Source organism: Paenalicyclobacillus macrosporangiidus (assembly GCF_900116805.1).
GTDB lineage: Bacteria > Bacillota > Bacilli > Alicyclobacillales > Alicyclobacillaceae > Alicyclobacillus_H > Alicyclobacillus_H macrosporangiidus.
Genome location: NZ_FPBV01000010.1, coordinates 81842 through 96253, shown reverse-complemented (window position 1 = coordinate 96253; position 14412 = coordinate 81842). Strand labels below are relative to the sequence as shown.

Annotated in this window: 14 protein-coding genes, 1 pseudogene and 1 riboswitch; of the genes and pseudogenes, 1 reads left to right on the top strand and 14 read right to left on the bottom strand. The window is 68.7% G+C overall.

Going from position 1 to position 14412, the window contains the following annotated elements:
• From BM357_RS10200 to BM357_RS10140, 13 genes and pseudogenes are all read right to left on the bottom strand, one after another.
• Positions 1 to 1167 (bottom strand): cobalt-precorrin 5A hydrolase, encoded by a 1167-nt coding sequence (locus BM357_RS10200; protein ID WP_074952537.1) that lies wholly within the window; start codon positions 1165 to 1167, stop codon positions 1 to 3.
• Positions 1164 to 1985, bottom strand: coding sequence for a precorrin-4 C(11)-methyltransferase (gene cobM / locus BM357_RS10195; RefSeq protein ID WP_074952644.1), 822 nt, complete (start codon positions 1983 to 1985; stop codon positions 1164 to 1166). Before cobM ends, BM357_RS10200 begins: the two co-directional genes overlap by 4 nt.
• The gene (cobI, locus tag BM357_RS10190; RefSeq protein ID WP_074952534.1) at positions 1985 to 2707 is read right to left on the bottom strand and encodes a precorrin-2 C(20)-methyltransferase; all 723 of its coding nucleotides are present in this window, start codon (positions 2705 to 2707) and stop codon (positions 1985 to 1987) included. Before cobI ends, cobM begins: the two co-directional genes overlap by 1 nt.
• The gene (locus tag BM357_RS10185; RefSeq protein ID WP_074952532.1) at positions 2691 to 3998 is read right to left on the bottom strand and encodes a bifunctional cobalt-precorrin-7 (C(5))-methyltransferase/cobalt-precorrin-6B (C(15))-methyltransferase; all 1308 of its coding nucleotides are present in this window, start codon (positions 3996 to 3998) and stop codon (positions 2691 to 2693) included. The genes cobI and BM357_RS10185 overlap by 17 nt, the downstream gene beginning before the upstream one ends.
• Positions 3991 to 5094, bottom strand: coding sequence for a cobalt-precorrin-5B (C(1))-methyltransferase (locus BM357_RS10180; protein WP_074952529.1), 1104 nt, complete (start codon positions 5092 to 5094; stop codon positions 3991 to 3993). The genes BM357_RS10185 and BM357_RS10180 overlap by 8 nt, the downstream gene beginning before the upstream one ends.
• Before the next feature lie 6 nt (positions 5095 to 5100).
• The gene (locus BM357_RS10175) at positions 5101 to 5886 is read right to left on the bottom strand and encodes a precorrin-8X methylmutase (RefSeq protein WP_245783935.1); all 786 of its coding nucleotides are present in this window, start codon (positions 5884 to 5886) and stop codon (positions 5101 to 5103) included.
• Entirely contained in the window at positions 5874 to 6671 is a 798-nt protein-coding gene (gene cobK, locus BM357_RS10170; RefSeq protein ID WP_425426537.1) for a precorrin-6A reductase, read from the bottom strand. Before cobK ends, BM357_RS10175 begins: the two co-directional genes overlap by 13 nt.
• Positions 6662 to 7480 (bottom strand): annotated as a pseudogene (gene cobJ, locus BM357_RS10165) (precorrin-3B C(17)-methyltransferase); the annotation flags it as partial. The pseudogene cobJ and the gene cobK, both read right to left, overlap by 10 nt.
• Before the next feature lie 15 nt (positions 7481 to 7495).
• Complete coding sequence (cobA, locus tag BM357_RS10160) at positions 7496 to 8419, bottom strand: uroporphyrinogen-III C-methyltransferase (protein WP_074952526.1); 924 nt, start codon at positions 8417 to 8419, stop codon at positions 7496 to 7498.
• Complete coding sequence (locus BM357_RS19320) at positions 8416 to 9312, bottom strand: sirohydrochlorin chelatase (RefSeq protein ID WP_074952523.1); 897 nt, start codon at positions 9310 to 9312, stop codon at positions 8416 to 8418. The genes cobA and BM357_RS19320 overlap by 4 nt, the downstream gene beginning before the upstream one ends.
• A 121-nt stretch (positions 9313 to 9433) precedes the next feature.
• Positions 9434 to 9617, bottom strand: a riboswitch (cobalamin riboswitch).
• Positions 9618 to 9911: 294 nt separating this feature from the next.
• Entirely contained in the window at positions 9912 to 10646 is a 735-nt protein-coding gene (locus BM357_RS10150) for an amino acid ABC transporter ATP-binding protein (RefSeq protein ID WP_074952638.1), read from the bottom strand.
• 92 nt (positions 10647 to 10738) lie between these two features.
• Positions 10739 to 11392 (bottom strand): amino acid ABC transporter permease, encoded by a 654-nt coding sequence (locus BM357_RS10145; RefSeq protein WP_074952520.1) that lies wholly within the window; start codon positions 11390 to 11392, stop codon positions 10739 to 10741.
• A gap of 18 nt (positions 11393 to 11410) precedes the next feature.
• Entirely contained in the window at positions 11411 to 12274 is an 864-nt protein-coding gene (locus BM357_RS10140) for a basic amino acid ABC transporter substrate-binding protein (RefSeq protein WP_175511502.1), read from the bottom strand.
• 262 nt (positions 12275 to 12536) lie between these two features.
• Here BM357_RS10140 and ytaF point away from each other — a divergent pair, with 262 nt between their 5' ends.
• Positions 12537 to 13241, top strand: a complete 705-nt coding sequence (gene ytaF / locus BM357_RS10135; RefSeq protein WP_217647687.1) for a sporulation membrane protein YtaF — start codon at positions 12537 to 12539, stop codon at positions 13239 to 13241.
• Positions 13242 to 13357: 116 nt separating this feature from the next.
• On the opposite strand, the gene BM357_RS10130 is transcribed toward ytaF, so the two are convergent.
• A complete protein-coding gene (locus BM357_RS10130) occupies positions 13358 to 14407 on the bottom strand; it encodes a gluzincin family metallopeptidase (RefSeq protein WP_074952516.1) in 1050 nt (349 codons plus the stop codon).
• Between the last annotated feature and the right edge of the window lie 5 nt (positions 14408 to 14412).

Here is a 14412-nt window from a genome sequence, read left to right as displayed (position 1 = left end):
TCATGCAAAGCCGCTGGCGGCGGTGCCGGCCGCGGCCGGGTGCGGCGGGTGCGGGACCAGGCACACCGACAGGGTGACGTTGCCCCGCTTGACCTTCTCCACCAGCCACCCGTCCGCCCCCGACGACAGCCGGGCGGCAGGTTCGCTGACCCCCCATGCACCGACGTATTTGAACACCGTCTCCGACGGATGCGGCAACGGCACCCGGTTCAGCTCTTCCGCCCGGTAGGTGACGAGGGGCCAGCCGTAACGTTGGCACACCTGCATCAGGCCCGGTTCATCCGCCTTGCGGTCGATGGTCGCCAGGTTGCGGACGCTCTTCACCGACAGCCGATGGGCGTCGAGCGTCTCCAGCAGCACCGCCTCAATCTCCTCCGCCGCTGTGCCGCGGTTGCAGCCCACACCCACCACCAGGACCTTCGGCCGGTACAGCACCCCCCGCCGCAGGAGCCACGCGGCCTCCTCCGCGGCGAGGACCCGCGGAGTGATCACCAGCGCCGCGTCGAATCCCTCCTCCCGCGCCTGCTCGATCCGCGTCACCACGCGGAGGTTCGACGGCAGAGGCCTGTCTGCCGGCCACCAGCCGGGCTCCCCGGCCTCCTGCACCACCAGCACCCGCTCCTCGTTGACGACCGCCGCGCTGACCGCCGTCACCTGCTCGAAGTTCTCAATGTCCCACCCGAAGGCGCGCCCGAGGAGATCCACCGCCACCGTCTCGCCCACGTCGGACGCCGTCGTGATGACCGGTTCGGCGCCCAAAATCCGCGCCACCTCCCGCGCCAAGTCGTTCGCGCCGCCCAGGTGGCCGGAGAGGACGCTGATGGCGTGCCGGGCGCGGTCGTCCACGACCACCACCCCGGGGTCCGTGCGTTTGTCCCGCAACAACGGCGCCACCATCCGCACCATGGCGCCGAGGGAGACAATCCCGATGATTCCCTGGTACCGCCCCCACAGCGGAGGCACCTGATCCACCACCGAACCGGTGAACGTGTGGATGCCGAGGGCCGCCTCGTCGCCGCGGGCGAACTTCTCCGGGTGGTACACGTCCACCCCGGGCAGGCCCGCCTGCAACCGCCGGGCGATCTCCACCCCGTGCTTGGTGATGGCGACCACGGCGTAGGGCCGCTCAGCGGCCCGCGGCCGCGCCGGGTCTCTCGCCTCCGTCACCGCGGCCGCCCCCCTTCCGGTGTCCCAGTGCCGCGCCGGTAGCGGTGCGTGAACGCCGGGTCGTACAGCTTCGACCGGTGCCGGTCCGGGGTCTCGGCCAAGGCCGGATCGAGCGCCCAACCGGCGAGGATCATGGCGTGGCTGGAGATGTGCGCCGCCCCCATGTCCCGCACCAGGTCGGCGAGGGTGGTGCGGAGGATTTTCTGGTCGGGCCAGGTGACCCGCTGCACCACCGCCACCGGCGTCTCCGGCGCCCAGCCGGCGGCGAGCAGCTCGTCCACCGCCCGCTTGGCCAGGGTGGCGCTCAGGAACAGAGCGATGGTGCAGTGGTGCGCCGCCAGGTCGCGCAACCGCTCCCGTTCGGGCATCGGGGTGCGCCCTTCGACCCGGGTCAGGATCACCGTCTGCGTCAGCTCCGGCACCGTCAGTTCGGCGCCCAGCACTGCGGCCGCCGCGAATACGGCGCTGACCCCGGGCACCACCTCGTACGGCACCCCCGCCGCCCGGAGCCGGGCCATCTGTTCCAGGATGGCCCCGAAGACCGACGGATCGCCCGTGTGCACCCGGGCCACGCTGCGGCCCGCGCGGACATGGGTGACCATCACGTCCACCAACTCGTCCAGGTCCATCCCCGCGCTGCCATACAATTTCGCCTCCGGGTTGGCAAGGGCCACCAGCCGCTCCTGCACGAGGCTGTCCGTCCACACGATGACGTCCGCCTGCCGCAGGATGCGCAGGCCCTTGACGGTGATGAGCTCCGGATCACCCGGGCCGGCGCCGACGAAATACACCTGGCTCGGCACAGCGTCTGTCCGCATCACCGTTTCACCACCATCAGCGTCAGGTAGTTGAGGGGGACGCCGCGCAGCGCCCGCACGTCCTCCCAGATCTCCTCCTCGCCGGAGGTGGCCCTGGAGATGACCCGGGCGCGCTGAAGGAGCCCCATCTCGTCCAACAAGTCAATCAGCGGGTCCATCACCTTCGCGACCTTGAGGAAGACGACGCAGTCGTGCCCCTCGATGGCCGCCCGCATCTTCGCCATGTCCCGCGTCGCCGGAACAATCGCCACCACCTCGTCCCCGTCGGCCAGCGGCAGGCCCAGCCGCGCCGCCCCGCCGTTGACGGACGAGACGCCGGGGACCGCCACCACCCGCACGTCGGGCGCGTGATGATGCAACACCCGCGCCATGTGGATGAAGGTGCTGTACAGGAGCGGATCGCCCTCGGTGACGAACGCCACGTCACGACCCGCCCGCAGGTGCTCCAGCAGCAACGCCGCCGTGTGGTCCCACTCGCGGCGGAGGACCTCCGGGTCCCGCGTCATTGGGAAGACGAGGCCGAGCATCGTTTTCTCCTCCGGATTCACGTAGGCTTCGACGATGTCCAGGGCGTAGCTGCGGCTGCCCATCCGCTTTTTCGGATAGGCGATGACGGGCGATTCGCGCAGCAGCCGGAACCCTTTCATCGTGAGCAGTTCCGGGTCGCCGGGCCCCGCCCCGATGCCGTACAGCGTGCCGAGGCGCTCAACCGTTTCCGCCATTCGAATCCCCTCCTTCCATCCGCACCGCGGTGATCAGAAACACCGGGTTCATGCCTTCCAGCCGCGTCAATTGGAGGATTGGGCGGCTGCGGGCGGTCTGCACCAGCGTGATGGATACCGACAGCCCGAGCCGGGCGAGCGTCGCCTGGGCGGTGGCCAGGGTTTCCAACGTCGCGGCGGAGACGACGATGCGCCCCCCGGGACGCAGCCGGTCCGCGCACACCTGGAGCAGATGCTCGAGCTCGCCGCCGCTGCCGCCGATGAACACCGCGTCCGGATCGGCGAACCCGTCCAGTCCCTCCGGCGCCTTGCCGTGCACGGCGACGAAATCGGTGCGGAAGCGGCGCTGGTTCTCGCGCAGGTTCTCCAGGTCCTCGACGTTCTTCTCGATGGCGTACACCTCCACATCCGGCGTCTGCAGAATCGCCTCGATGGAGACCGACCCGGTGCACGCCCCGATGTCCCACAGCACCGCCCCCGGCCGGAGCGCGAGCTCCGCCAGGCAGAGGACGCGGACCTCGCGCTTTGTGATGAGGCCGCGGTCGGGCTTGCGCTGGGCGAACGCCTCGTCCGGGATGCCGAGCGGCCAGCGCCCGGCGCCGGCAGGATGGGCCAGCCGCCCTGCGAGGACACCGGTTCCCGCCACTCCCGTTTGCGCGGTGCTCGGCCGATCCCGCAGGAGCAGCACCACATTCAGCGGATCGAACGCCCGATCCGCCATCTCCTCCAGCGTGTACCAGCCCGTTCGCTCCTGTGGCCCGCCCAGGCGCTCGCCGACGAATGCCCGGTACTCCGCCATCCCGAACGACAAGAGGTACTTGGCGATGGCCGCCGGGGTATTCACGTCGTCCGTCAGCAGCGCAACCTTGTCGTGCCGGTCCACCCGCTGCGCCAGCCCGCGCATCGGCCGCCCGTGCACGCTCAGGATGGCGGCGTCCTGCCAGCCCACCCCGGCGCGCGCGAAGGCGAGCTGCACCGAGCTGACCGCGGGCACCACCGTCACCGCGTCCGGCCCGAGGACCTTCGCCAGGTACGACCCGATCCCGTAAAAGAGCGGATCCCCCGACGCCAGCACGGCCACGCGCCGGCCCTCGGCCGAGCGGATCCGGTCCGCCAGGTCCCGCAGCCCGCCTTGCACCCGCCACCGCTCTCTGGAAAAGTCCGGAAAGAAGGCCAGCTGCCGATCCCCGCCCGCGAGCACGTCGGCGGTTTCCACCACCTGGCGGACGCCCTCCGGCAGGCCGGCGGCACCGTCGTCCCCGATGCCAATCACCCACACCCGTCTATCCATCCACACACGCACCTCCCAACACCTGTCCGTCCAGCGTCACCAACCGCGTCATTACCCGCACCCCGCCGCCGACGTGCTGCAGCACCTGTTCGCAGCAGGCCCGCGCCAGGCGCTCAAAGAACGCCGGACACCCGGCCGCCAGCACCAGGTCCCCCACCTGGTTGGCGGTGTTGGCCTGGCGGATGTCCTGGCACACCGCCGCCGGCACCCCGGCCTCCCCGGCCAGGCGGGCGAGAAAGTCAAAATCCACCGGCGCGCTCTTGGCGTGGACCATCATCACGCCCTGAGCCACCTTGGAGAACTTGCCCATCATACCCACGAACCGTATCTCCGCCATCCCCGTGCGCTTGGCGTGCTTGGCGGAGAAGCCGACGAAATCCCCCATCTCGATGAACGCCTCCGCGGGCAGCTCCGGGAACATCCGCATCCCGTACTTCTCGCTGCGGCCCCCGGTGGTCATCACCACCGTGCGGAGTCCCTGCTCCCGCGCCACCTGCAGCGCCAGCGCGATGCTCGCCTTGTACGCGGCGGTGGAGAAAGGCACGACAATGCCGCGCGTGCCGAGGATGGAGATGCCGCCGAGGATGCCGAGGCGGCCGTTCATCGTCTTCTTGGCAATCTCCTCGCCCCCCGGCACCGAGACGACGACGCGCACCCCGCGTTGGATGCCGTGCGCCTGCAGGACCTCCTCGCACGCTTCGCGGATCATCCGGCGCGGCACCGGGTTGATGGCCGCCTCCCCGACGGGGATGGGCAGCCCCGGCTTGGTCACGCGCCCCACGCCTTCCCCGCCGTCAATCTCCACGCCCGGCTCCGCCCGCCACGAGACGGTGGCGACGATGGTCGCGCCGTGGGTGGCATCGGGATCGTCCCCGCCGTCCTTGACGGTGGCCGCCGTCGCCTCCGCCACCCCGAATGCCACGTCCTTCAGGGCGAACGTCACCTGCTGACCGGCGGGGATCCAGATGGTCACCTCGTCCACCGGCCGCTGGTGGATGAGCGCGAGCAGCGCCCCCTTGGCGCACGCCGTGGCGCAGGCACCGGTGGTGTACCCGTGGCGCAGCCGCCCCTCCGGCACCTCCGGCAGTTCGCCCACGCCGGATCACCCCTTGGGCCGCGCGTCGCGATCCCGGGACGCGCCCGGCCCCGGCCCCAGCCCCGGCTCGCCGGCCGCCCGCTCGGCCAGGAGCGCAATGGCGTTGACCGCCGCCACCGCCACCGGGCTGCCGCCCTTGCGGCCGTGGTTGGTGATGAACGGCACGTCCAACTGCATCAGCTCCGCCTTCGACTCGGCGGCGGACACGAAGCCGACCGGTACCCCGATGATGAGCCCGGGCTCCGCCTCGCCGGCGCGCACCAGGCGGATCAGTTCCAGCAGGGCGGTCGGGGCGTTGCCGATGGCGAAGATGGCCCCCGGCGCCTCGCGCACCGCCTTGCGCACCGCCTGGATGGCCCGCGTCACGCCTTCGCGGCGGGCCGCCTCGGCGACGTCCGGATCGGAGATGTACACGCGCACATCGCACCCGAACCGGGCCAGCCGCGGCTTGCTGATGCCCGCCTGCACCATCTGCACGTCGCACACGATGGGCCGCCCGGCGTGAATCGCCTGGATGCCCGCCTCGATTGCGTCCGGGTGGAACACCAGGCTACGGCCCAGCTCGAAATCGGCCGACGCGTGGATCACCCGCTGCACCACCGGGAACTGCTCGGCCGTGAACGGGTGCGGCCCCAGCTCCTCCGCGATGATCTCGAAACTCCGCTGCTCAATCGCCTCCGGCCGCACGATGGCCGGCCGGCCGAGGGCGGACAGCCCCGCTCCCGACACGGGAGTCCGCCCCTCTCCGTGCTCGCCGCGCGCTTGCGCCGGGTCCTGCTTCATGCCGTCCACAGCCGCCTCACCTCCCGCACCATCTCCTCGGCCGTGCTGAACCGCACCCCGTAGTCGAGCCGCGGCCGCCCGATGACCACCACCTCGATGCCCATGTCGACGGCCGCCCGCACCTTCTCGTCCACCGCCCCCGCATCGCCGCTCTCCTTGGTGATCATCAGGGTCGTTTCAAAGTGCCGGAACAGGGCCTGGTTCAGCTCGTAGGAAAAGGGGCCCAGCATGGCCACGATGTCCCGGTGCGCGATGCCAAGTTGTTCACACTGTTCCATGTTGTCGATCCGCGGCAACAGCCGCACCACCATCCGAATCCCGGGCTGGCCGTACAGCCGCCGGGCGAACAGCGCCAACGTCTTGCCGCCCGTCGCGAGGAACACGCTCCCCTTCTTCGCAAACGCCAGGTCAGCCGCCGCCTCGTAGTTGTCCACCACCGTGATGCCGGGATGGCCCTCGAAAGATTTCTCCGCCCGCTCGTAGCGCACGTACGGGATCCCCGCCGCCGCGGCGGCCGCCATCGCAGTGCGGTGCGCCTCCTCGGCGAACGGGTGGCTGGCGTCCACCAGGATGCGCGCCCCCGTCTGGCGCAGGGCGGCCTGCATGCCGGCTGCATCCAGCCGGCCCACCCGGGCCTGCAGCCCTGCGGCGCGCAGGTTCTCCGCGGCGCTCTCGGTGACGACGCTGCACAGGAGGGGAAAGCCTTCTTGCTGCAGCGTGATGGCCAGGGCGCGCGCATCGCTGGTGCCGGCGAGAAAGAAGATCACCGCCCGCACCCCCCGTGCAGCGCCCACGGCTCGTTCTCCGGCCGCAGCCGCTCGCCCGGGCGCAGCCGCTGCTGGGCGGTGTCCAGGTCGTACTTGCGCTGGTAGCCGCGCGGCGTGATCATCAGACCGTCGTGGTAGAACGTGGTGGAGTTGCCGATGATGACGGTGGTGAGCATGCCGATGTCGTGATCGAGCATGTCCTGCAGGGTCGTGCGCACCACCGCCTGACGCGGCCGGTAAGCGCTCTTGACGAGCCCGACGGGCGTTTCGGGGTGGCGGTGCCGGAGCAGGATGCGCTGCGTCTCGACAATCTGTTGCGTGCGCCGCCCGCTGCGCGGGTTGTACAAGGCAATCACGAAGTCCGCCTGGGCGGCCGCCTCGATGCGGCGGGCGATGACCTCCCAAGGCGTGAGATGGTCGCTCAGGCTGATGGTGCACGCGTCGTGCATGATGGGCGCGCCGAGCAGCGCGGCGCAGGAGTGGATGGCGGAGATGCCGGGGATGACCTCGACCTCCGGGTCGTCCCCCTCCCGCCAGCCGCGCTCAATGAGCACCTCGTACACGAGGCCGGCCATGCCGTACACCCCGGCGTCGCCGCTGGAGACGACGGCCACGGTCCGCCCGGTCTGCGCCAGGTCGGCCGCCGCCTGCGCACGGCTGACCTCCTCGGTCATGCCGGTGCGGATGACCTCCTTGCCTTCGATGAGGTCCCGCACCAGGTCAACGTACGTGTTGTATCCGATGATGGCATCGCTCTCCTCGATGGCCTGCCGGGCCCGCGCGGTCATGTGATCCGCGCTGCCCGGCCCGAATCCGACGACCAGAATCCTCCCCATGGGGTTCCTCCTCTCTCACGGACGGTTCGCGGCGGCGGCCTGCGTGGCCGCGGCGGCCATGGGTTCGCCCGGCGCAGGGGCCGCTGCCAAGGGAGCCGCGGGGCCGCCCGGTGCGGCCGCTTCCGGAGCAAACCACGCCAACGTCTCCGCCAGGCGCGCCACCTCGCCCACGACAATCACGGCGGGCGCCCGGAGGCCCGCGCGATGGACCACGTCCGCAATTTCACGAAGCGGGGCGACGACCGTCTGTTGCTGCGCCGTCGTCCCGGACGCAATCACCGCCACCGGCGTCTCCGCCCCCCGCCCGTGCGCCAACAGCCGCTCGGCGATGGGGCCGAGGTGGCCGAGCCCCATCAGGATGACCAGCGTCTGCCCCGATGCGGCCAACACGTCCCACGCCACGCCGGCGGAGTGCAGGGCCTCGTGGCCGGTGACGACGTGAAAGCCGCTCGCCACCCCGCGGTACGTCAGCGGGATCCCCGCGTACGCGGGCACCGCCACGGCGGAGCTGACGCCGGGGACCACCTCGAAGGGGATGCCGTGCCGCCGCAGGACCGCCGCCTCCTCGCCGCCGCGGCCGAAGACGAACGGATCGCCCCCCTTCAGGCGGACCACGGTCCGCCCCGCCTGCGCGTGCGCGATCATCAGCCGGTGGATCTCCGCCTGCCGCCCGCCGCCGTCCGGGGCGGCCGGCGCGCGGTTCGGGCCCGCGCCAGGGACGCCGGGCAGGGCGCCTGGGACGGGGGCCGGAGCGCCGCCTTCGACCTCCTTGCCGACGTAGATCCGTTGGGCGCCCGGGCGCGCGAACGCCAGGACCTCGGGCGCCACGAGCCGGTCGTACAGGACCACGTCGGCCGCCTCCAGGCACGCGCGGCCTTTGAGCGTGAGCAGCCCCGGATCCCCCGGCCCGGCGCCGACCAGATACACCTTGCCGCTCATACGCCGCCTCCGTGGGCGTGGACGGCGTGCCTGCGGTACGTGCAGAAACCGCAGTTCATGTGCGCGGCGCCGGCGGCCGCTTCTTCGACGCGGTCGATCACGATGTCCACCAACCCCGGGTGCTCCCCCAGCGGCCCGGCCATCCGCATCGGCACGCCGAGATGCTGGGCCTGCAGGTCCTCCAACAGGCGCGCCATGCGCTTGAGCAACACGCCGGTGAAGAGGAAGTACGGGACCACCACGACCCGGGCTGCCCCCAGTTGGACGGCCCGCCGCACCCCTTCCGGCAGACGCGGCCCGGTGATGCCGCTGAAGCACACCTCCACCGTCGCGACGCCCGTGCGCTCCCACAGCATCCGCGCCATCTTGTACAGGTCGCCGTTGGCGTCCGGATCGCTGCTGCCGCGGCCCATCAGCACAATCGCGGTGGACTCGGCGCCGGTCTGCGCCGCTTCGGCGCGGGCGGCGGCGGTGGCGCCGAAGGTGGAGGCACCGGGTCCGGACGGGGTGGCCGGGGACCCCGTCCCCCGGGCAGCGGCCTGGTACTGGTCCACCAACAAGTCGAGCACCCGTTCGTGCATGCCGACGTTTCGCCCGTAGTCGATGGACAGGCCGGGGTGGCGCAGACGCGCGTGATCGAGCAATTCGGGAATTTCCAATTTTACGTGAGACGCCGCGAGCAGGATGAGCGGCAGCGCAATCACCCGGCTCGCCCCCGCTTCGGCACACGCGGCGACGCCGGTTGGCACGTCCGGTTCGGCCAGCTCGAGAAAACAGGTCTCCAGGCGCCGCTTGGGATACGCGGCCTGGACGCGCCTTGCGAACGCGAGGAACGCGCGGTTGCCCTCGTCGTCGCGGCTGCCGTGGCCGATCAACAACACCCTCTCCGACACGATGCACACCTCCCGGTTTGGCCAGCAAAAAAGGCACCCCTCGGAATCCGAAAGGTGCCTGACGATTGCACAGCACGACGACGCAATCGCGCGCAACACCTCCCTATCGACCGTAGGTTCAGCGGTGTTCTCAGAAAAGGCAGGTCTCCTGGCTCAGGTTCAACGCCCACGACGCCCTTCCCAAGTCGTCGACTCAGTGGATACGCGCCGCGGCTCCCCTTCACAGTGGCGGGACCGCACCGGATTTGCACCGGTTTCCCTTTTAAGCCCACCCGTGGGTGGGCACCTTTTCCGGGACATATGAACTTGTTCGACTGGTGCAACACCAGTGTATGGCTATGATAGCCTTTCTCGTACGAAAGATGCAAGGGTAGGTTGACAGGTGAGCCGTTCGGAGTCTGGGGGCAGGTCAGGGCATGGGGCGGTGGAGGTGGTGGGGGACCGCGGGGTGCCGGGGCCCGGCGGCCGACTGCGCCGGGGTTCCATCGTCCACCACGAGCCACCGCACCTACGCCCCCCTCTGCGCCTCCGCGGAACCCGTGCTGCCCGGGAGCCCGCGCCAACCGCCGCCTTCGCCCCACGTCACGGTCCCGCCGGCCTCACGCCTCTCGCTGCGTCACGTCGCGCAGGAACTGGCGCGTGCGATCCGACTGCGGCCGCTCGAAAAACTGCTCCGGCGGGCCCTCCTCGACGATGCGCCCGTCCGCCATGAAGATCACCCGGTCCGCCACGCGGCGCGCGAACGCCATCTCGTGGGTGACCAAGACCATCGTCATGCCCTCCTGAGCCAACTGCTGAATCACCTGCAGGACCTCGCCGACCAGCTCCGGATCGAGCGCCGACGTCGGCTCGTCCAGCAGCAGCACCGCCGGCTGCATCGCCAGGGCGCGCGCGATGGCCACCCGCTGCTGCTGGCCGCCGGAGAGCTTCGACGGATAGGCGTCCGCCTTGTCGCTCAGGCCGATTTTCGCCAACAATTCGCGGGCCAGCGCCGTCGCCGACGCCTTGTCCATGCCCTTCACGTGGACCGGCGCCTCGATGATGTTCTCCAAGGCCGTCAGGTGCGGGAACAGGTTGAACCGCTGGAACACCATCCCCAACCGCTCGCGCTGCTTCGCCAGCTCCCGCTTCCTGCGGCTGAGCGGCTCCCCCAGCACCTCCACCGTCCCCGAGGTCGGCGTCTCCAAGCCGTTGAAGCAGCGGAGCAGGGTCGACTTGCCCGATCCGCTCGGCCCGATGATGGCCACCACCTCACCCTGGCGGACCTCGACGTCGATGCCCTTGAGCACTTCGTTGGATCCGAACGACTTCTGGATTCCGCGCGCCCGCAGCACGATGGCATCCACCGGGTCCGCCGTTGCCACCCGGGCCGCCGTCCCGCCAGCGCGGATGCCGCCTCCCAGCGCGCCTCCGTCCCTGTCCAGCATCAGCTGCGCGCCTCCAATCGCCGTTCGATGCGGCTCGAGATGAACACAATCACCGTCGTCATCAACAGATAGAACAGCGCCACCATCACGTACGTCTGCATCGGCATGAGCGTCGACGAGCTGACCTGCTGTCCGACCCGCATCAGCTCTGTAAGCGCCATCACGGAGACCAACGACGAATCCTTCAGGAGCGCCACGAACTCGTTGACGATGGGCGGCAGCAGGCGCCGGTACGCCTGCGGGAAGATGATTCGGCGCATCGCCAGGCCATAGGTCATGCCGAGGGACTCCGCCGCCTCCATCTGGCCCGGGTCAATCGACAGGATGCCGGCGCGCACGATCTCCGCGATGTACGCCCCCGAGTTGATGCCGAGCGCTATCACTCCGGACACGAACGCCGTCAGTTGGACGCCCACCTGCGGCAACCCCGCGTAGATGATGAAGATCTGGACGAGCAGCGGCGTGCCGCGGATGGCCCACGTGTACAGCCGGCCGATGGCCCGCAGCACCCCGATGGTGGAGATGTTCATCAACGCCGCGATCACGCCGAGCACCAAACCGAGCAACAGCCCGCACAGCGTGACCTCGACGGTGATGAGCGCCCCTTTCGCGAAAAAGGGCAGGTACCGTACCACAAACGTCGCAAGATCCATGCAGCCGCCCCTCTGCCGTTACTCTTTCCCGAACCAATAGGTGTAGATCTTGTCGTACGTGCCGTCCGCCTTGATCTGGTCGAGGGCGTCCTTCAGGTCCTTCTCCAACTGGGTCTCGTCCTTGCGGATGCCGATGCCCACCGGCTCGGATTCAAACGGCTGCCCCGCCATCTGATACTTGTCCGGTTGGAGGTTGATGTAGTAGCGCGCGACCACCTCGTCCACGACCGCCGCATCCAAGCGATCATTGGCCAGGTCCTGGAACGCGTCCGGGAACGAGTTGTACTCCTTGATGTTCACGCCGCCCGTTTTTTTCAGGGCGTCCTCGCTGGTCGTCGAGATCTCCACGCCGACGTTCTTGCCCTTGAGGTCGTTGATGGATTGAATGTTGCCCTGATTGCCCTTTTTGACCACGATGGCTTGTCCGAAGTTCATGTAGTCGATGAAGTCAATCGTCTTCCGGCGATCCGGGGTGTCGTTCATGGAGGAGATGATGACATCGTACTTCTTGCTGAGGAGGCCCGTCTGGATGCCGTCCCAGGCGGTCGGTTTCCAGATGACCTGTTTGTGGAGGACCTGTCCCAGGGCGTCACCGAGATCGATATCAAACCCGACCAGCTTCGTCGGATCCGTCGGGTCCATGTACTCCATCGGCGGATACGTGTTGTCCACCCCGACGACAATCTTGCCGTCACCCGGTTGCGCGTTCGAATCGACGGTCGCGTTGATCCCGATGGCGGTCGTCTTCTCCTGGTTGTTGCTCCCCGCCCCCGTGCTGGTGCCGCCCGCGTTGTTCGCCGGCGCCGTGCTCGTCCCGCACCCGGCCACTGCCATCAGCGCGAGTGCACACAAAGAGACCCCCCAACCTGTAGTTCGCTTCATTTGTGTCAACCTCTCTTCTCGTTTTGAAATGGTCGTTTGCAGCCTCGTCTGAGATTTAACGAGTATCGCCAAAATTCCTGCAACACCGACGCTGATTTCACTATAAATAGACGCCGGTTGACACGTCAATCCAGAGAATTCTGGCAATGAACGTGCCCAGGCCTCAGCGAATATCCTGGATCTCAGGCATAGGGTGACGCGAGCGGGCGTTCCCCCGTCATCCACCGGATCACAGGGCGAAGACGAAAGGAGCGGTTGCGCCGTGAATTTTCGGCAAGTGTCGCTGATTCTGGGGTTTTCGGTGTCATCGAGCCTCGACAATTTCGGCGTGGGCATCTCCTACGGGGTCAACCAGATCCGAATCCGCGCAGCCGCAAACCTGCTCATCGCCGCGATCGCCTTCACCTTCAGCTGGACCGGTGTCGCCTTCGGCACGTACCTGACTCGTGTCATGCCCGGCAACCTGTCCACCATCGTCGGCGCCCTGGTGGTCCTGCTCATCGGATTGCGCATCGTGCTGTTGGCCATGTCCCCGCGCCGCAAGCACGGCAGCGGACGACGCGAAGACGCGGACGAGGTGCCCCCAGCCCTTCGCCCACCGACGCAACACGCGGAAACCGTGCTATCCGCGCGCGGCGGGATCTCCCGTTACTTGGCGCACCCAGAGCAAGCCGACCAGGACCGTTCCGGAGAGATCAGCCTGTGGGAAGCCGCCGGTTTGGGGATCGCGTTGTCGGCCAACGCGCTTACCAACGGCCTCGGGGCCGGCATGATGCACGTGCCCGCCCTGGCGATCTCCATCCTGGCCGCCGTCTTCAGCTACCTGGCCATCTGGTCCGGCGTCCAGCTGGGAGAACAGCTCGCCGCCGTGCGCATCGGCCGCTGGAGCATCGGGGAGTTCAGCACTATCCTCAGCGGGCTCATTCTTCTGGCGATTGCAGCGCATATATTATTTTCCATTGCATGAGGCGAAACTGGACGCTGGGACGCCTGCGCATACATGACGCAGCCCGCCTGGCGCTCCCCTCCGCATGCACCGAGGGGGCTCGGCGGGCCAACGCTTCAGATATACCCTGGACCGGGTCACGCCGTCGTCAACCCATTCACAAACTGCTGCTCATACGCCTGCAGCGAAATCCCGTAGACCTGCGAGAAGCTCCCCGAGACGCCGCTGCTCGGAATCCCCTGCAGGAACGCCGTCCACTTCGCCAGGCCGTACTTCGCCACGAGCGACTGCACCGCACGATAGTCTTCCCACTCCACGTTGTACGAGGCCTGCAGAATGTCCGACTCCGACGCGGTCAACGGCAGCAGCGCACCGCTGGCGGCCGCCTGCTGCAGCTGCGCGTCCGACGCGGAAGCCAAGCGCTCGACTTCCTGCGGGCTCACCTGTTGCTCCGCCATCATCCCTGCCAACCAGGCGGTTCCCTCGTTCACCCAGGTCGGCAGGCTGTCCCCGATGCCCGCCTCGTTGAGCGCCGCGTGCGTCAATTCGTGCGTCAGCACGTTGGCCAAATCCGCCTCATTCTGCACGTTGTACAGCGGGATCCAAACCGTATTATCCACCGTCAGTCCACCCGTCTCCTGCACGATGCTGTCGATCTCGCCGGCCGGCACCCCCGCCTTCTCCAGCGCGCGGCCATACGTCTGCGGGGACGAGAACAGCACCACCTGCGTCTTCTTCAAGGACGCCCCCGTCACCTGGTGGACCACGCCCGTCGACAGCGATTGGACCAGTTGGGCGCTCTCACGCACCGCGGACGCCGGTACGCGGGCGTCTCCGGCCACAATCTCCACCTGCCCTGCCTGAGCCGTCCGAGCGGTCTGGCCTGCGCCGCCCTGGCCTGTGACAGTCGGCAAGTGGCGCAGATGGCGCTGCCGCACCTCCGCCTGGTCCATGACGGACTGCATCTGCCGCATGTGCTGCGAGATGGAACGCAGGGCCTGATTCACCTGCGCAGGATCGGCTTGTCCGGACTGCACCAGCGAGATCAGGTTTTGCCAATCTTGCAGAAGCTGCTGCTCCATTTGTTGAATCTGTTGCACCGGCACCGGCAGGTTCGGCCCCACCGAGCCCCCCGTTGTGCCTGACCACGCCGATACCGCCAACATGCCAAGCAACCATGCCTTCACCGTCG

What these genes read in the sequence shown, in the direction of transcription:
- cobM (WP_074952644.1), bottom strand. Translation starts at nt 1,985, where the DNA reads ATGCGGACAGACGCTGTGCCGAGCCAGGTGTATTTCGTCGGCGCCGGC.
- BM357_RS10185 (WP_074952532.1), bottom strand. Translation starts at nt 3,998, where the DNA reads ATGGATAGACGGGTGTGGGTGATTGGCATCGGGGACGACGGTGCCGCC.
- cobI (WP_074952534.1), bottom strand. Translation starts at nt 2,707, where the DNA reads ATGGCGGAAACGGTTGAGCGCCTCGGCACGCTGTACGGCATCGGGGCG.
- BM357_RS10145 (WP_074952520.1), bottom strand. Translation starts at nt 11,392, where the DNA reads ATGGATCTTGCGACGTTTGTGGTACGGTACCTGCCCTTTTTCGCGAAA.
- cobA (WP_074952526.1), bottom strand. Translation starts at nt 8,419, where the DNA reads ATGAGCGGCAAGGTGTATCTGGTCGGCGCCGGGCCGGGGGATCCGGGG.
- BM357_RS10140 (WP_175511502.1), bottom strand. Translation starts at nt 12,274, where the DNA reads ATGAAGCGAACTACAGGTTGGGGGGTCTCTTTGTGTGCACTCGCGCTG.